Source organism: Mannheimia haemolytica (genome assembly GCF_004342115.1).
GTDB classification, from domain to species: Bacteria; Pseudomonadota; Gammaproteobacteria; order Enterobacterales; family Pasteurellaceae; genus Mannheimia; species Mannheimia haemolytica.
This window is the reverse complement of the sequence record NZ_SMAC01000004.1, coordinates 54,585-71,505: the sequence shown is the minus strand read 5'-3', so window position 1 is coordinate 71,505 and position 16,921 is coordinate 54,585. Positions and strand designations below refer to the sequence as shown.

The following is a 16,921-nucleotide window of genomic DNA, read 5'->3' as shown; positions in this document are numbered from 1 at the left end:
GTTTTGGTGTTTTTAACGTTTCTATTTCAAGCGGTTGTTTTTTGCAAAAAATTTGCAAAATTGCTCCGCTTGTATCATTCAAAGAGCAGGAGGAAATCAATGAAAGGCACAATTCCACGTTCATTTATTGATGATCTTATCGCTCGCACCGATATTGTTGAGGTCATCAACAGTCGGGTCAAACTCAAAAAGGCTGGGCGAGATTATCAAGCCTGCTGTCCTTTTCATCACGAGAAAAGCCCTTCCTTTTCGGTAAGCCAATCAAAACAGTTTTACCATTGTTTCGGCTGTGGCGTACACGGCAATGTCATCACCTTTTTGATGGATTATGACAAACTCGAATTTCCGGAAGCGATTGAAGAACTGGCAGCTATGCACGGGCTGGAAGTGCCGAGAGAGAATGTTATTCAACGCGACGGCAAGCCTCAAGCCAATTTTAAAACCAAGCGTAATCTTTATGAATTGATGGAGGCGGTGGCGAAGTTCTATCAGCAGAATTTATCGCACCAAATTGAGCCACAAAGCTATTTACAGCAAAGAGGTTTGTCGCCTGAGATTATCGAACGCTTTGAAATCGGTTTTGCTCCGAATGCCTTTGATGCAGCCCTCCGTACTTTTGGGCAATCGCAGGAAGATATTCAGAAATTGCTCGATACGGGCGTTTTAACCAAAAATGATAGCGGTCGAATTTACGATAAATTTCGCAATCGGGTAATGTTCCCGATTCGGGATAAGCGTGGACGAGTGATTGCCTTTGGTGGGCGAGTGCTGCCGAATGATGAGCAAGGAGCGAAATATATGAACTCGCCCGAAACGGTGATTTATCATAAAGGTAGCGAGTTATATGGCTTGTATCAAGCACTGAAAGTCAATGAAACGCCGGATTATCTATTCGTGGTGGAAGGATATATGGACGTGGTTGCCCTTGCTCAATTTGGGGTGGATAACGCAGTTGCTTCTTTAGGCACGGCAACCACTGGTGAACAAATTCAGCAAATGTTTCGTTGCACCGAGCAAATTGTCTGTTGTTATGATGGCGATAGAGCCGGCCGAGATGCTGCATGGCGTGCATTAGAAAATGCGTTGCCTTATTTGCAAGACGGTCGCCAACTGAAATTTATTTTCTTGCCCGATGGCGAAGATCCAGACACCTTTGTTCGTTCTCAAGGTAAAGAAGGATTTGAGCAATATGTGGCACAGAATGCCAAGCCATTAAACGATTTCTTATTTGACAGTTTGCTGGCGGATGTGGATCTCTCTTCAAAAGAGGGAAAATCCAAGCTCGCTGCTTTAGCTGTGCCGTTAATTAATCGTATTCCGGGCGAGATGCTGCGAGTGTATTTACGCAATATTTTAGGACAGAAATTAGGCATTTTAGACCCAACGCAGATAGAAGCTCTGTTACCGACGAAAAAAGCGGCAGAGAAGCCTTTACATCAAGCGGTCAAAATGAAACGTACGCCAATGCGGCTGTTGATTGCGTTATTGATTCAAAATCCGTATTTGGTGAAATTCGTACCCGATGTAAGTGCTTTAGCCTCCTTGAAAGATCCTGGCTTTACATTATTAACCGATATTGTCGCAACTTGTCAGCAAAATGCAGGTATCAGTATGGGCGGGCTACTTGAACATTATCGGGAAGATCCCCAATATAAGATTGTTGAAGCCCTCGCAAATTGGGATCATTTAGAGTTACCCGAAAATATCGAACGAACATTTATAGACACTCTCGATTTTCTCTACGCCAAATTAGTGGAATTACGCAAAGAAGAGCTAATTGCCAAAGACCGAACTGTGGGCTTAACCGATGATGAGAAAAAAGAGTATGCTCTTTTGATGTTTCAATAGAATTTTAAGCTCGAATAATTCCCCTCTTTAGCAAAGAGGGGCTAGGGGAGATTTGGCAGAAGTGATGAACGAAGAAAATAATTAATTCTATCTAAAAAGAAAGTTATTTATCTCTCTTGCTACACCTCTCTGTTCTCATAAGCATCAAAGTAATGTGTAAATTAGAAAAATAGAATTTTTTTGTGAATTTATGAAGTCGAACCAAATTTAGTGGTATAATCCACTACTATTTTTGCTCGCATAATAAACGGATAGACTATGGAAAACCAAGCAGATCAACAATTAGAACAGCAATCTCAATTAGAACTTCTGATCAGTCAAGGGCGTGAACAGGGATATTTAACGCTTTCTGAAGTGCACGACCACTTACCGGAAGAGTTGGTGGATGCGGAGCAGATCGAAGATATTATTCAGATGATCAACGATATGGGTATCCAAGTTTTAGAGGCTGCCCCTGATACGGATGATTTACTACTCGCTGAAAATATCGCCGATGAAGATGTGGTAGAAGAAGCCACCAAAGTGCTTTCAACCGTAGAATCAGAGTTAGGTAGAACTACTGACCCTGTGCGTATGTATATGCGTGAGATGGGGACAGTTGAGCTTTTAACCCGTGAAGGTGAGATTGATATCGCTAAACGCATTGAAGAAGGGATTAACGAAGTTCAATGTGCGATTGCGGAATATCCGGAAGCCTTAAGTGGCCTGTTAGCGTGCTATGCTCAAGTTGAAACCGGTGAAATGCGCCTTTCTGATTTAGTGACAGCATTTGTCGATCCTAATATTTTAGAAGAAGCACCGTTAGAGGATATTGAGGCTGCTTTAGGTGAAGATGAAGAATCTTCTGATGTGCCTGATGTAGATGACGAAAACGAAGATGAAGACGGTGATAGCAGCTCAGACAGCAGTGATGACAGCTCAATTGACCCGGAACTTGCCCGTGAAAAATTTGAAGCCCTACGCAGCCAACATGAAAAAGTGTTATTGGTCATTCAAAAACACGGACGAACCAGTAAAAAATCGAAAGAGCAAATTGAAATTTTATCTCATATTTTCCGTGAGTTCCGTTTGGTGTCGAAGCAATTTGACTTATTGGTTGCTTCTATGCAAAAACTGATGAAGCAGGTTCGCACTGAAGAACGTCAAATTCAACGCTATGCAGTGGAATATGCCGGCATGAAAAAAGCGGATTTCTTGAAAGCATTCCAAGGGCACGAATTAAGCGAAGCGTGGATTGAAAAAGCGATTAATGCCAAGAAAAATGCAGTACCGAAATTAGCTAATTATGTGGATAATATCCGTGTCAATATTGCTAACTTACAGAATTTAGAGCAAACATCAGGCTTAACCATTGCTCAAATTCGTGAAATTGGCGGGCGTATTTCCAATGGTGAGTTAAAAGCCCGCCGTGCGAAAAAAGAGATGGTGGAAGCTAACTTACGTTTGGTGATTTCGATTGCGAAAAAATACACTAACCGTGGCTTGCAGTTCTTAGATTTAATCCAAGAAGGAAACATCGGTTTAATGAAAGCGGTGGATAAATTTGAATACCGCCGTGGTTATAAATTCTCGACTTATGCAACTTGGTGGATTCGTCAAGCGATTACCCGTTCGATTGCTGACCAAGCCCGTACAATTCGTATTCCGGTGCATATGATTGAAACTATCAACAAACTCAACCGTATTTCACGCCAATGTTTACAAGAAATGGGGCGTGAGGCAACGCCGGAAGAACTGGCAGAACGTATGGGAATGCCGGAAGATAAAATCCGCAAAGTATTGAAAATTGCCAAAGAGCCGATTTCAATGGAAACACCAATCGGTGACGATGACGATTCACATTTAGGTGATTTCATTCAAGACGAAAGCCTTGAATTACCATTGGATTCCGCCACTGCGGAGAGCCTGCGTATGGCAACGAACGAAGTGTTAGAGGGCTTAACCCCGCGTGAAGCGAAAGTGTTGCGTATGCGTTTTGGTATTGATATGAATACAGACCACACACTCGAAGAAGTTGGTAAACAATTTGACGTAACTCGTGAACGTATCCGTCAAATTGAAGCGAAAGCACTGCGCAAACTTCGCCACCCGAGCCGTTCGGAAACCTTACGCAGTTTCTTAGACGACTAATCATTTCCCCTATGCCTGATGGTATAGGGGATTTTGTTTTAATCTGTATAACAAGCGGTGATATTTACCGTATTTTTTACAAAAGAGGGAGAGATGAAAAAATCACTATTAGCACTTTTAATTGGCTCAGTATTTCTGATTTCAGCTTGTGAAGACGGCAAAATGACCCAAACGGTATTAGAAGCCGAAAAACAAATTGTTCAGTTAGGCACAGAATTAAAAAATGCTCAGGCTGATTTAGCAAAAAAAGAGGCTGAAGTTGCAGAACTTTCAGGGGTGAAAGCAGAAAATGAAAAATTAAAATCAGAGTTAGAGAACGCTCAGCAAAACACAGCGTTAAATGTTGAAATTGTGAAAATCTTTGATAAGAAAGAGGTGATTAAGCACCAAGTTGATCCGAAACAAGAATTTGCAATAGAAGAAAGTACAGTAAGTGCGTTTGTGTCTCTACCAAAAACCAATTTTGATTGGCTTAACCAGCTTTTGATTAATCAGGCCTATGATTACAATGAAGAACAAGGCAGAAAGCTGAAAAATCCAACCGAAGAAGAGTTTAAAAAGCATCGTGAAGCGGTTTATCAAGGGTTGGTAGAAAGTGTGAAAACCGAGCCAGCTATTGGCTATGATGATCATATTTCCAGTGCTTTTATCGGGCAACGCAATAATATTGCTACATTCACTATGATGCATTACACCTATATGGGTGGGGCTCACGGTATGCACTATACGCAATATATCAATGTAGATTTAGCTAAAAAAGCAATCATTGGCTTAAATGATTTAATCAGCCCAAAAAATCAAGTTCAACTGAAAGACATTCTTTGGGAAAATTACAGTAGCGTGCGTGTGGATGAAAATGGCAACTATAATGGATTTGCTGATAAAAAAGAGTTCCGTATTTCTGACCAATTCTACTTTACCCCTCACGGCATTGCTTTTGTTTATCCGCCATACGAATTAGGTGCTTATGCAGAAGGCGATATAGAGGTTGAAGCGGATTGGTACATTATTAATAAGTTGCTCAATTCGGAGTATCAACGTGGCGAAAAAGATGGATTCTTTGAAGAACTAGATAACTAATTGTAAATTTAGATAAAAAACAACCGCTTGTAATCCTTTATTACAAGCGGTTTAGTTTTGTTAAAATTTTGCAACTTACCCTAACACAATGCCCAAACTAAATAATAGATTAGTGAGCAACGCCAGCCCTGCCATTTGCCCTAGAATTGGGTAGAGTTCTTTTGGGTCTTTATGCTGATAGACAAAACGAGCGTGTTTTGCCAGTAACGGTACAGACAGCAAAAAAATGAAGCTATACCAATGTTCAAATTCAGAAATTGCAAAAATCAGATAAGAAATGACCGCTAGCACTAACAATGCAACGTGGTATTTTCGCCCGTTTTGGCTACCGATTCGTACAATGAGAGTGTTTTTCCCAGCTTGTCGGTCTTGGTTAATATCACGCAAGTTATTGATATTTAACACTGCTACAGACAGCAATCCGCAACCGAAAGCAGGGAGCAGAATCATTATAGGTAGGCTATGAGCCTGCAAGTAGAACACGCCGATTACCGCTACAAAGCCAAAGAAAATCAGCACAAATAGATCGCCCAGCCCCAAATAGCCGTAGGCTTTTTTGCCGACGGTGTAAGTAATGGCGGCAATAATTGAGACGATGCCAAGCCCGATAAAGAAAAACAGATCCTGCACTGTTTCAAAAGCATAGGCACTTAAGGCAACACCGGAAACAAACGAGAGTAGGCTTAAGATAATCACGGCTTTCTTAAGTTGTTCACCGCTAATAACGCCGTGTTGAATCGCCCGTAGCGGTCCGATTCGTTCTTTGGTGTCAGAGCCTTTGACGTGGTCGCCGTAATCATTGGCGAAGTTAGACAGGATCTGCAACAAAATGGTGGTGATAAATGCGAGTAAGGTGGTAACAACATCAAATTTCCCTGCCCAATGAGCAAGTGCTGAACCCACAATAATTGAAGCTAACGCCAGCGGTAAAGTTTTCGGGCGAGCGGTGGTAAACCAAATCGAAAAGAGAGAATTTTTGTTCATAGAGAATAATCTTAGCGTAATTTCATTTACAATGATGTTAAGGATTTAAGCGATAGTGCAAGCGTCCACTCTTGTGTTAAATGGTAAAACGAATTGGTACAAGCGTGGACGCTTGCACCATCCTCAATTTCATATCATTATGTCCAATATTTTATATTATTTTAACAGAAAAAAGCGTAATGAACTCTACCTCAAATCAACTAACCCCGATTCAATTAAACCCTATCGGTTTTGTGGAAAGCCCCTATGATGAAAAATTTTCCGTGCCTCGTCAGCCGAATTTGGTAGCGGAGGGGAAAGGCATTCTACGTTTAATTCCGCCTTACAATACCCCCGATGCAGTCAGAGGCTTGGAGAAATTTAGTCATATTTGGTTGATTTTCCAATTCCATCACATTCCCGAAAGAGAGTGGCACGCCACCGTCAGACCGCCTCGCTTGGGCGGGAACGAACGGGTCGGGGTCTTTGCCAGCCGTGCCACCCATCGTCCGAATCCGCTTGGCTTATCGAAAGTGAAGTTAGAAGCGGTAGTGGCGGGGGGGAGTGAAGTTTATTTGAAATTAGGCAGCGTGGATTTAGTTAACGGCACACCAATTTTTGACATCAAGCCTTACATTGCATTTGCAGATAGCGAGCCGCAAGCGGTTTCCGGTTTTGCTCAGCAAAAACCACAAGCAAGATTAGCGGTGCGTTTTAGCGAGGAGGCAAAACAAGCTGTCGAATTTTGCCGAAATTTTGCAAAATTTGGCATCGAACAGCCGCTTAGTTTTCTTGCCGATGTCATCGCCCAAGACCCTCGCCCGGCGTATCAACAAGGGAAACCTAGTGAGCGAGTTTATGGTATGAACCTTGCCGGCTACAATATTCGCTGGCAAATTGAAAATGATACACAGGCGATTGTGCTTTCGATTGAATGAACTTTCCTACGCAAGTGAGATCTAAGAAATGATTTTTAACCCTTTTAAGGACTGATTATGAAATTGAAAAATTTTCTTACCATTCTACCGCTTGCAGTCGCAACAGCGGTAACTTCAGCGGAAACTCATACCGTGGAACATAAAGATAAACCGGCTTCTTTTAATTTCTCAACCGAAGTCTCTCGCACGGTGGAAAAGGACGTGATGCAGGCAAGTGTGTATAGCCAAAAATCAGGTAAATCCTTGCCGGAGCTGAAAAAATTTGTATCTGAAAACCTGAATCGTGTATTGGCTGAGGCAAAAAAACATCCATCGATTGAAGTACAAGCTGAAGGTGTGACTAATCACGTTAATTATAACAACAAAGGGAATATTGATGGTTGGGATACCTCTGGTAGCATTCAGTTGAAAAGCAAAGATTTTGATGCAATGGCAGCGGTGTTGGAAAATTTAGGTAAAGATGTGGCGATTCGTTACATTGATTTTAGTGTATCGCCAGAGAAAATGGCGTCCCTTGAAGATGAAATGACGCTGGAAATTATCAGCAAATTTCAGCATAAAGCCGATGTGATTCAAAAAGCCTTAGGGGCGAAAACATATAAGCTAGTTAATATCAATATTCAAACTCCAAATGATGGTGGTAGACCATATTATGAACACAGAGCAATGTATGCAGTTTCATCAATGGCACAAAGCAAATCTATGGATGAAATCCCGTTAGAAGCAGGTAAAACCACAATTTCAGCTACCGCTTCAGGAAGTGTGGAATTTGAATAGAAATGTATAGATTTGTATAGAGTTGTATTTTTACTTTAATTGGAGGAAAAAATCGGTCTATACTATCAATTAAGAAATATGCGTCTTTACTTTTTTTAGTATACTCATATTTTATTGGCTATGTTTTATAGCATTCGGAAAGTTAATACACTTATGTGTGATTCACCCTTTAGGGTAAGGATAAAAGATAAAAAATGAAAAAATATTTTGCTGAGTTTTTCGGGACATTTTGGTTAGTGTTTGGTGGTTGCGGCAGTGCAGTTTTAGCAGCAGGCATTCCTGAATTAGGAATCGGTTATGCAGGCGTTTCGTTAGCCTTCGGTTTAACCGTATTAACAATGGCGTATGCAGTCGGTCATGTTTCAGGTGGTCACTTCAAACCGGCGGTTTCAATCGGTTTATTAGTCGGCGGTCGTTTTAACGCTAAAGATTTAGTGCCTTATATCATTGCCCAAGTAATCGGTGCGATTGCTGCCGGTGCAGTGTTATACACCATTGCTTCAGGTGTTCCGACTTTTGATGCTACAGCAGGCTTTGCCGGCAACGGTTATGGTGAGCATTCGCCACACGGCTATAGCTTAACAGCAGCATTATTAATTGAAGTGGTATTAACGGCATTCTTCTTAATCATCATTATGGGTGCAACCGATAAACGTGCTCCAGCAGGTTTCGCTCCGATTGCTATTGGTTTGGCTTTAACCTTAATCCACTTAATCAGCATTCCGGTAACCAATACCTCAGTAAACCCGGCACGTTCAACCGGTGTAGCGTTATTCCAAGGCAGCTGGGCGATTGAGCAATTATGGTTGTTCTGGGTTGCTCCGATTGTCGGTGCAATTATCGGTGCGGTAGTTTATCGCTTTATCGCTGAAGAAAAATAATTTAAGCGAATAAATATGATGCAGCTCTAGTCTTGATTAGGGCTGTTTTTTGTTTTTGAAAGGATTTTAAAATGAAAAAATTAATCAAAGTATGTGGGCTGATTTCAGCAACTATTTTCCTAAGTGGTTGTTTGGTAACTTCGGTGGTTGGTGGAGTGGTGGGAACCGCAGTTGATGTGGTAGACACCGTAACCCCTGATATTATCGACTAATTTACTGACAAGCGGTTAAAATTTCCAGATAGATTGCAAATATAAAATAAAGCGTTACAATGGCTTGCTATTTTATAAAACCGATGAATTAAAGGATTCAATATGAACATTACAAAAGATTTAGTGCCAAGCATTGCATATCAAGTGCGTACTCAAGAAGGCGTATTAGTAGATGAAGCACCGGTAAACCAACCGTTAGAATATTTACACGGTCACAACAACTTGGTAGAAGGCTTAGAAAAAGCCCTTGAAGGCAAAGCTGTAGGCGATGTGTTTGAAGTGCGTGTGAAACCGGAAGAAGGTTACGGCGAGTACAACGATAATATGGTTCAACGTGTACCGAAAGATGTATTTATGGGCGTCGATGAATTAGAAGTGGGTATGCGTTTTATTGCGGACACGGATTTAGGTCCGCTACCGGTGGTAATTACCGAAGTAGATGGCGATGAAGTTGTGGTGGACGGTAACCATATGTTAGCCGGTCAGGAATTACTTTTCTCTGTGGAAGTGGTTGGCATTCGTGAAGCGACAGCGGAAGAAATCGCACACGGACACGTTCACGGCGGACACGAACACGGTTGCGGTTGTGGTGGGCACGATCATCATCACGATCACGATGGTTGCTGCGGCGGTCACGACCACGATCATCACCATCATCACGGACACGGTGGCTGTGGTTGCGGTGGTCATCACTAACTTTGTGATTTCCCCTCTCCCCGCTTGCGGGAGAGGGTGGAGCAAATCGAAGATTTGCGGAGGGAGAGGGGGATATCCAAGGTTTCCCCTCTCTCTGCTTAAAATTTCTGAACGAAATTTTAAGCTGTCTCTCTCCCGCAAACGGGCGAGAGGAAATATTCCCTGTTAAAGCCATTGCTAAATAACCAAACAAGCGGTCAATTTTCCTTGGAAATTTACCAATGTCTTTATCTCAATCTAACAATAAATAACCTTTCAAAATGATGAACGAAACACAACATTCCCAATCCGCTATCGACTATTTACGCTCGATTTTAAGCTCAAATATTTATGACTTAGCGCAAGTGACCCCTTTACAGAAAATGGAAAAACTGTCTGAGCGGTTAGGCAACTCTATTTTTATCAAACGTGAAGACCGACAGCCGGTTCACAGCTTTAAATTGCGAGGTGCTTTTGCGATGATCTCAAATTTATCCAAAGCACAAAAAGAGGCTGGAGTCATTGCGGCTTCAGCAGGCAACCACGCACAAGGGGTGGCACTTTCTGCCAAACATTTAGGTTTAAGAGCCTTGATTGTAATGCCGCAAAACACACCGGCAATTAAGGTTGATGCGGTACGTGGCTATGGTGGTGAAGTGTTGCTTTATGGGGCGAATTTTGATGAAGCTAAGGCGAAAGCGATTGAGCTTTCCACCGAATTGGGTATGACCTTCATTCACCCGTTTGACAGCCCGGCAGTGATTGCAGGGCAAGGCACAATCGGCTTAGAACTGGTGCAACAAAAGCCGGATTTAGATTATGTATTTATTCCAGTGGGCGGTGGCGGCTTAATTGCCGGCATTGCGGTTTTAATTAAGCAGGTGATGCCGAATATTAAAGTGATTGGGGTCGAATCTAAAGATTCTGCTTGCTTATATCACGCCTTAAAGCAAGGGCAACCGACCGATTTAGAACGGGTTGGGCTTTTTGCTGACGGTATTGCGGTAAAACGCATTGGCGATGAAACTTTCCGCCTGTGTCAGCAATATGTTGATGATGTGGTGTTGGTGGATAATGATGAAATCTGTGCCTCAATGAAGTTGATTTTTGAAAATGTGCGTGCGATTTCCGAGCCGTCCGGGGCAACTTCCCTTGCCGGTTTGAAAAAATATGTGAAAGAGCATCAATTACAAGATAAAAACTTAGCTTGCATTCTTTCCGGGGCGAATGTGAATTTCCACACCTTACGTTTTGTGTCAGAGCGTTGTGAAATCGGGGAGAAACGTGAAGCTTTATTGGCAGTCACCATTGCTGAACAGAAAGGTAGTTTCTTAAAATTCTGCGAGATTTTAGGCAACCGTGCGGTAACGGAATTTAACTATCGCCATTCCGATGATAAACAAGCCTGTATTTTTGTGGGGGTGCGAATTTCAGGCTCGGCAGAAAAAGTAGAGATTATTAAAGATCTGCAACAAAACGGCTATGATGTGGCAGATTTATCGGACGATGATATTGCCAAAACCCATATTCGTTATATGGTAGGCGGTAGAGCAAGCTCCATTCAATATGAGCAACTCTATAGCTTTGAATTTCCAGAGCAGAAAGGGGCATTGCTAAAATTCTTACAAATGCTGACTAACTGGGATATCTCGTTATTCCATTACCGAGCTCACGGAGCCGATTATGGCGATATTCTTGCCGCATTTGCATTAAACAGAGGCGATGAAGTAGAATTAAACCGACATTTAGAACAGCTAGGTTACCGCTTCCAAAATGTGAGCGAAAGTCCGGCATATCAATATTTTTTAAAGTAAATTTTTATCAATCTTAGGAATTAGAATGGCTCGTAAATATTTCGGCACAGACGGTGTGCGAGGTGAAGTAGGTAAATTTCCAATTACACCTGAATTTGCATTAAAACTCGGTTGGGCAGCAGGTAAAGTGTTGGCAACCCAAGGCACGAAAAAAGTATTAATCGGTAAAGATACCCGTATTTCCGGTTATATGTTGGAATCGGCTCTGGAAGCCGGTTTAACCGCAGCCGGTTTATCAGCAGTATTCGTTGGTCCGATGCCGACTCCGGCAATTGCTTATTTAACCCGTACTTTCCGTGCGGAAGCCGGCATTGTGATTTCTGCCTCTCACAATCCTTATTACGATAACGGCATTAAATTCTTCTCGTCGGTTGGTGAAAAACTACCTGATGAAATTGAAGAAGCGATTGAAGCAATGCTTGATAAGCCTATGGATTGCGTAGATTCAGCAAATTTAGGTCGTGCCAGTCGTATTAATGATGCCGCAGGACGTTATATCGAGTTTTGTAAAGGCACTTTCCCGTCTGAACTAAGCCTTGAAGGCTATAAAATTGTGGTGGATTGTGCCAACGGTGCAACCTACCATATCGCGCCGAATGTAATGCGTGAGCTAGGGGCAGAAGTGCTTGAAATCGGTACTAAGCCGGACGGTTTAAACATCAACGAAAAATGTGGTGCAACGGATATTAAAGCACTTCAAAAAGTGGTGGTAGAAGCAGGTGCGGATGTTGGTCTAGCTTACGATGGTGATGGCGACCGTTTGATTATGGTCGATCACTTAGGCAATAAAGTTGATGGCGACCAAATTCTATTTATTTTAGCCCGAGAAGCTCTACGTTCAGGCAAATTACAAGGCGGTGTAGTCGGTACATTAATGAGTAATATGAGCTTGGAATTAGCTTTAAAAGAGCTAGCCATTCCATTCTCTCGTGCTAACGTGGGTGACCGCTATGTACTAGAGCAGCTTAAAGAAAAAGGCTGGAAACTGGGTGGCGAAAACTCCGGGCATATTATCGTGTTAGATAAAAACACCACCGGTGATGGTATTATTGCCTCACTGCAAGTATTAGCAGCAATGGCAAGCCACAAATTAAGCCTGAATGATTTGGCAAAAGCAGTGCCTCTGTTCCCGCAAGTTCTGCTAAATGTTCGCTTTGAGAAAGGGGCGGCAAATCCGCTTGAAAGTAACGAAGTGAAAGCGGTAGCGGCAGATGTGGAAAAACGCTTGGCAGGCAAAGGGCGTATTTTATTGCGTAAATCAGGCACTGAGCCATTAATTCGAGTGATGGTGGAGTGCGAAGATGCTGTACTTGCTCAAAGCTGTGCGGAAGAGATTGTTGAAGCAGTAAAACGTAACTAATGACAAGCGGTCGTTTTTGGTAAAAAATTTGCCAAATATGACCGCTTGTTACATATATGTGTAGAATAGATGTAGTAGGGCGAAAATTTTTTTCGCCTTGCCGAAGTGGGCAAATGATGATTTGCCCTACAAGTGGAGGTAAAAATGGATCAACAAGAAATGAAAAAAATTGCGGCACAAGCTGCATTAAAATTTGTAAAATCGGACACTATTGTTGGGGTGGGAAGTGGTTCAACCGTAAACTGTTTTATTGATGCCCTTGCTTCAATGAAAGATGAGATTAAAGGAGCGGTTGCTGCCTCTAAAGCCTCGGAACAGCGTTTGCGTGATATCGGCATTGAAGTATTCAGTGCCAATGAAGTGACGGAATTAGATGTGTATATTGACGGAGCTGATGAAATCACGCCACAAGGGGCGATGATTAAAGGTGGCGGGGCAGCACTTACCCGTGAGAAAATCGTGAGTTCATTAGCGAAAAAATTTATCTGCATTGTGGATAAATCCAAACAAGTTGATGTGCTGGGTTCAACTTTCCCTCTGCCGGTGGAGGTGATCCCAATGGCTCGTTCTTATGTGGCTCGTCAGCTCGTAGCCTTAGGTGGTTCGCCGGAATACCGTGAGGGCGTGGTCACTGATAACGGCAATGTGATTTTAGATGTACATAACTTTAAAATTATGGAGCCGTTGAAAATGGAACATACCATTAATAATATTGCAGGCGTGGTGACTAACGGTATTTTTGCACAACGTTTTGCCAATGTAACCATTGTCGGCACACCTGAAGGTGCAGTTATTTTAGAATAATTTATTATTGCAAATACAAATACTTAGGAGCAAAAAATGGCTAAAATTTCTTTGGATAAATCCAAGATCAAATTCCTTCTGCTTGAGGGCGTACATCAAAACGCAATTGATGTACTCTTAGCGGCTGGTTATACCAATATTGAAGTGCATAAAAAAGCATTAGACGGTCAAGAATTAATTGATGCAATTAAAGATGCACACTTTGTTGGTATTCGCTCGCGTACTTTTTTAACCGAAGAAGTACTGGCTCAAGCTCCGAAATTAATTGCGATTGGTTGTTTCTGTATCGGTACAAACCAAGTTGATTTGAATGCGGCGAAAAGACGAGGTATTCCGGTATTCAATGCACCGTTCTCAAATACCCGCTCGGTGGCAGAATTAGTGCTGGCAGAGATGATTTTATTAATGCGTAAAGTCCCGACTGCAAATGCGGAAGTGCATCGTGGGGTGTGGAATAAATCGGCAGCAGGTGCAAACGAAGTACGTGGCAAGAAATTAGGTATTGTGGGATATGGTCATATCGGTTCACAGCTTAGTATTCTTGCCGAAGCCATTGGTATGCAGGTTTATTTCTATGATGTTGAAAACAAACTACCACTCGGTAATGCACAGCAAGTGCCGACATTAGAGCATTTGCTTTCAACCTGCGATATGATTTCACTACACGTTCCGGAAATCGACTCGACTAAAAACCTAATGAGTGCAGAACGCATTGCTCAATTAAAAGAAGGCTCGGTGTTAATTAATGCCGCTCGTGGTACAGTGGTCGATTTAGACGCATTAGCCGCTCGGATTGAAGACGGCTCATTGCGTGGTGCGGCGATTGACGTATTTCCGGAAGAACCGGCATCAATTAATGACCCGTTCGTGTCACCATTGTGCAAGTTTGATAACGTGATTTTAACGCCACATATTGGTGGTTCAACCTCTGAAGCTCAGGCAAATATCGGCACCGAAGTTGCCAATAAATTTGTGAAATATTCAGATAACGGTTCAACCGTGACGGCAGTGAATTTCCCTGAAGTATCCTTACCGCTTCATACTAATACCAAACGTTTATTACATATTCACGAGAATCGCCCAGGTATGTTAAATCAAATTAACCAGATTTTTGTGGAATCAAATGTGAATATTGCCGCTCAATATTTACAAACCGATGCAGCTATCGGTTATGTTGTAATTGATGTAGAGAGCGACAATGTTGATGAAGCATTACAACGTTTAAAAGCGATCGAAGGCACGATTCGAGCCCGAGTATTATATTAAAAGGCAAAGAGCCTGAATCACTTCAGGCTCTTTTGTGTTACAAGCGGTTATTTTTTCAGAAAACTTTACCGCTAAGATTAGAAACGATAAGTTGCATTCGCGGTGAAAGCGTTACCTTTTAATTTTGTGCCGCTACGTTTTAAATTATCGCGAGTGTATTCTGCACCTAATTCAACATCGCTTGAAACTGCATATTTTGCACCAGCACCGAAACCAAAGCCACGATAGGTTTCATTACCGATTTTGCTTGAGCTGGCATCTACTTTTACATAAGGTAATAAATCGGATCCAACACGATAACCTTGTTGATAAGCTATAGTATATTTATTTTTTTGTTTTACATCGCTAAATACTTTTGTACTACCTACTTTTGCTTTTCCTTGTACAACGCCTACAAAGTTATTGCCTTGCTCAATACCATAATCGACAACTAATGCCGGACCTGTGGAATCCTTGCCTTTTACTCCTTCAACTTTGTATTTTGTTGTAGTTACATCTACACCGACACCGATGCCAGTAAATGTATTTCCGACAGGAGCGGCTAATAGATGGGTAGAAAATAAGCAAGTTAATGCGACAATAGTTAATTTTTTCATAAAATTACTCCTATCTTGATTAAGGTTCGATGTTACCACAGAAACGGTAGCCTTCACCGTGAATGGTGACAATAATTTCTGGGGTATTGGGGTGGTCTTCAAAATGTTTACGAATACGGCGAATAGTAACATCAACGGTTCTATCATGAGGTTTTAGTTCCCGCCCGGTCATTTTTTTCAATAAATCTTCACGTGTTTGAATTTTTCCAGGATGTTGGCAAAAATGTAATAAAGCCCTAAATTCACTACGTGGTAATTTATTTACCTCACCTTCTGGTGAGATTAAACTATGACTGTTAATGTCTAAGATCCAACCGTTAAAGCGATAGCTTTCAATTTCAGATTGCTCTTTTACAACGTCGTTTTCTTTATCTATCATCGTTCGTTGCAATAAATTTCTCGCTCGGATAGTCAATTCTCGAGGATTAAACGGTTTAGTGATATAGTCATCGGCACCTATTTCTAAACCGAGGATCTTATCAATTTCATTGTCGCGACCGGTTAAAAACATTAATGGTAGCTTCATATTCTCTCGAATTTCTCGGGCGAGAATTAATCCATTTTTTCCCGGTAAGTTAATGTCCATTAGCACAAGATTGATTTCATTTGTACTCAGAACAGAGTGCATTTCCTCGCCGTTAGATGCTTGAAATACCTGATATCCTTCTCCTTCAAAAATGCTTTTCAGCATATTCCTTGTTACTAACTCATCCTCAACAATTAAGATTTGTGGGATCTTCATCTTTTAAACCTCTGATTTAATTTATAAATTCTGTTTAATAACGTTTATGTTACAAATTTCTCGCATTTTACTTATAAATTTATGAATGGGAAGGGTAAAATGACAATTTGTTTAATTCAGTCAAATTTTTGGCTATTTCTCTCGATCATCAACACCTAAAATTAGATAATTTCCATTAATATCCGCTAGGCTACGAAAGCCGATATTATAAATAGCACATTCTCTGCTGACATTTAGATTGCCATAATTAAAATTATCATGGTAGTGGCCATGGAAAATTTTGCTCGCCCCTAATTTTCTTGCTAGCTGGTTGATTACAGAGAAGCCTTGAGGGTGTGGCTTTGGTGCTTCGTGTGTAATTAAAATATCGGCTTTTTCATTTTCCAATGCTTCAAAATCAGAAGGGAAGATCGAAGAGCGGTGCCTTAATGGAATACCACCACGCCAAATTTTTTCCGGAGCAGAGTATTGGCAAAAATGGATGGGATCAAAAAACATTGGACGATTGGGCGGCATCCAAATATGACCTCGGAAGACCCCTCCAATACCTGCAATTTTTATTCCTTGAATGTCAACTACTTTACCGTGAATATTGCGTTCTTTCCAGCTACTATTCCAAATAGAATCAAAGGCAGCAACGGTTTTACTGTCATGGTTACCATGAATAAACCAAATATCACAATACTGCGAAAGCCGATCTAATTCATCAGGAGTAGTCAATTGAAGATCGCCTAGAATAACTAAAGCTACCTCCTCCGTCTGCTGTTGTAGAATCGGATAAAGATGCTCGTAGCTACCGTGTGGATCGCCTGCAAAAAGTATCATGTTATTTCCT

Annotated in this window: 16 protein-coding genes; 12 read left to right on the top strand and 4 right to left on the bottom strand. The window is 41.6% G+C overall.

Features of this window, described 5'->3' with window-relative positions; translation table 11 throughout:
* Window positions 1-99 precede the first annotated feature (99 nt).
* The 3 genes from dnaG to EDC41_RS02200 all read left to right on the top strand — a co-directional run bounded on the left by dnaG (window position 100) and on the right by EDC41_RS02200 (window position 5,058).
* Window positions 100-1,848 carry a DNA primase gene (gene dnaG / locus EDC41_RS02210; protein ID WP_006252284.1) on the top strand — a complete coding sequence of 583 codons (1,749 nt, stop codon included), beginning with the start codon at window positions 100-102 and terminating at the stop codon, window positions 1,846-1,848.
* A gap of 258 nt (window positions 1,849-2,106) precedes the next feature.
* Window positions 2,107-3,978, top strand: a complete 1,872-nt coding sequence (rpoD, locus tag EDC41_RS02205; RefSeq protein WP_006252286.1) for an RNA polymerase sigma factor RpoD — start codon at window positions 2,107-2,109, stop codon at window positions 3,976-3,978.
* A 93-nt stretch (window positions 3,979-4,071) separates the two neighbouring features.
* On the top strand, window positions 4,072-5,058 hold the full coding sequence (locus tag EDC41_RS02200) for a DUF3298 domain-containing protein (RefSeq protein WP_006249946.1): 987 nt from the start codon (window positions 4,072-4,074) through the stop codon (window positions 5,056-5,058).
* A 75-nt stretch (window positions 5,059-5,133) separates the two neighbouring features.
* On the opposite strand, the gene EDC41_RS02195 is transcribed toward EDC41_RS02200, so the two are convergent.
* The gene (locus EDC41_RS02195; RefSeq protein WP_006252288.1) at window positions 5,134-6,042 is read right to left on the bottom strand and encodes a 1,4-dihydroxy-2-naphthoate polyprenyltransferase; all 909 of its coding nucleotides are present in this window, start codon (window positions 6,040-6,042) and stop codon (window positions 5,134-5,136) included.
* 179 nt (window positions 6,043-6,221) lie between these two features.
* Here EDC41_RS02195 and tsaA point away from each other — a divergent pair, with 179 nt between their 5' ends.
* From tsaA to serA, 9 genes are all read left to right on the top strand, one after another.
* Window positions 6,222-6,959 carry a tRNA (N6-threonylcarbamoyladenosine(37)-N6)-methyltransferase TrmO gene (tsaA, locus tag EDC41_RS02190; protein WP_006249948.1) on the top strand — a complete coding sequence of 246 codons (738 nt, stop codon included), beginning with the start codon at window positions 6,222-6,224 and terminating at the stop codon, window positions 6,957-6,959.
* A gap of 57 nt (window positions 6,960-7,016) precedes the next feature.
* Window positions 7,017-7,736 carry an SIMPL domain-containing protein gene (locus EDC41_RS02185; protein WP_006252290.1) on the top strand — a complete coding sequence of 240 codons (720 nt, stop codon included), beginning with the start codon at window positions 7,017-7,019 and terminating at the stop codon, window positions 7,734-7,736.
* Window positions 7,737-7,930: 194 nt separating this feature from the next.
* Window positions 7,931-8,617 carry an aquaporin Z gene (aqpZ, locus tag EDC41_RS02180; RefSeq protein ID WP_020831094.1) on the top strand — a complete coding sequence of 229 codons (687 nt, stop codon included), beginning with the start codon at window positions 7,931-7,933 and terminating at the stop codon, window positions 8,615-8,617.
* A gap of 71 nt (window positions 8,618-8,688) precedes the next feature.
* The gene (locus EDC41_RS13490) at window positions 8,689-8,829 is read left to right on the top strand and encodes a hypothetical protein (protein ID WP_006252292.1); all 141 of its coding nucleotides are present in this window, start codon (window positions 8,689-8,691) and stop codon (window positions 8,827-8,829) included.
* 102 nt (window positions 8,830-8,931) lie between these two features.
* Entirely contained in the window at window positions 8,932-9,525 is a 594-nt protein-coding gene (gene slyD, locus EDC41_RS02175; RefSeq protein ID WP_006249898.1) for a peptidylprolyl isomerase, read from the top strand.
* 260 nt (window positions 9,526-9,785) lie between these two features.
* Window positions 9,786-11,318, top strand: a complete 1,533-nt coding sequence (gene ilvA, locus EDC41_RS02170) for a threonine ammonia-lyase, biosynthetic (protein WP_006249897.1) — start codon at window positions 9,786-9,788, stop codon at window positions 11,316-11,318.
* 25 nt (window positions 11,319-11,343) lie between these two features.
* A complete protein-coding gene (glmM, locus tag EDC41_RS02165) occupies window positions 11,344-12,678 on the top strand; it encodes a phosphoglucosamine mutase (RefSeq protein WP_006249896.1) in 1,335 nt (444 codons plus the stop codon).
* A 144-nt stretch (window positions 12,679-12,822) separates the two neighbouring features.
* A complete protein-coding gene (rpiA, locus tag EDC41_RS02160) occupies window positions 12,823-13,482 on the top strand; it encodes a ribose-5-phosphate isomerase RpiA (RefSeq protein ID WP_006252295.1) in 660 nt (219 codons plus the stop codon).
* Window positions 13,483-13,518: 36 nt separating this feature from the next.
* A complete protein-coding gene (gene serA / locus EDC41_RS02155) occupies window positions 13,519-14,748 on the top strand; it encodes a phosphoglycerate dehydrogenase (RefSeq protein WP_006249894.1) in 1,230 nt (409 codons plus the stop codon).
* 77 nt (window positions 14,749-14,825) lie between these two features.
* Here the strand turns inward: serA and EDC41_RS02150 are convergent, their stop codons facing one another.
* The 3 genes from EDC41_RS02150 to EDC41_RS02140 form a co-directional block, all read right to left on the bottom strand.
* Window positions 14,826-15,383, bottom strand: coding sequence for a porin family protein (locus EDC41_RS02150; RefSeq protein WP_015484438.1), 558 nt, complete (start codon window positions 15,381-15,383; stop codon window positions 14,826-14,828).
* Window positions 15,364-16,086, bottom strand: a complete 723-nt coding sequence (gene arcA, locus EDC41_RS02145) for a two-component system response regulator ArcA (protein WP_006249892.1) — start codon at window positions 16,084-16,086, stop codon at window positions 15,364-15,366. The genes EDC41_RS02150 and arcA overlap by 20 nt, the downstream gene beginning before the upstream one ends.
* Window positions 16,087-16,218: 132 nt before the next feature.
* The gene (locus EDC41_RS02140; RefSeq protein ID WP_006252296.1) at window positions 16,219-16,911 is read right to left on the bottom strand and encodes a metallophosphoesterase family protein; all 693 of its coding nucleotides are present in this window, start codon (window positions 16,909-16,911) and stop codon (window positions 16,219-16,221) included.
* Window positions 16,912-16,921 lie beyond the last annotated feature (10 nt).

Coding starts and splice junctions, on each gene's coding strand:
- slyD (WP_006249898.1), top strand. CDS start 8,932: ATGAACATTACAAAAGATTTAGTGCCAAGCATTGCATATCAAGTGCGT.
- dnaG (WP_006252284.1), top strand. CDS start 100: ATGAAAGGCACAATTCCACGTTCATTTATTGATGATCTTATCGCTCGC.
- rpoD (WP_006252286.1), top strand. CDS start 2,107: ATGGAAAACCAAGCAGATCAACAATTAGAACAGCAATCTCAATTAGAA.
- aqpZ (WP_020831094.1), top strand. CDS start 7,931: ATGAAAAAATATTTTGCTGAGTTTTTCGGGACATTTTGGTTAGTGTTT.
- glmM (WP_006249896.1), top strand. CDS start 11,344: ATGGCTCGTAAATATTTCGGCACAGACGGTGTGCGAGGTGAAGTAGGT.
- EDC41_RS02185 (WP_006252290.1), top strand. CDS start 7,017: ATGAAATTGAAAAATTTTCTTACCATTCTACCGCTTGCAGTCGCAACA.
- serA (WP_006249894.1), top strand. CDS start 13,519: ATGGCTAAAATTTCTTTGGATAAATCCAAGATCAAATTCCTTCTGCTT.
- EDC41_RS13490 (WP_006252292.1), top strand. CDS start 8,689: ATGAAAAAATTAATCAAAGTATGTGGGCTGATTTCAGCAACTATTTTC.
- tsaA (WP_006249948.1), top strand. CDS start 6,222: ATGAACTCTACCTCAAATCAACTAACCCCGATTCAATTAAACCCTATC.
- EDC41_RS02140 (WP_006252296.1), bottom strand. CDS start 16,911: ATGATACTTTTTGCAGGCGATCCACACGGTAGCTACGAGCATCTTTAT.
- EDC41_RS02195 (WP_006252288.1), bottom strand. CDS start 6,042: ATGAACAAAAATTCTCTCTTTTCGATTTGGTTTACCACCGCTCGCCCG.
- rpiA (WP_006252295.1), top strand. CDS start 12,823: ATGGATCAACAAGAAATGAAAAAAATTGCGGCACAAGCTGCATTAAAA.
- arcA (WP_006249892.1), bottom strand. CDS start 16,086: ATGAAGATCCCACAAATCTTAATTGTTGAGGATGAGTTAGTAACAAGG.
- EDC41_RS02200 (WP_006249946.1), top strand. CDS start 4,072: ATGAAAAAATCACTATTAGCACTTTTAATTGGCTCAGTATTTCTGATT.
- ilvA (WP_006249897.1), top strand. CDS start 9,786: ATGATGAACGAAACACAACATTCCCAATCCGCTATCGACTATTTACGC.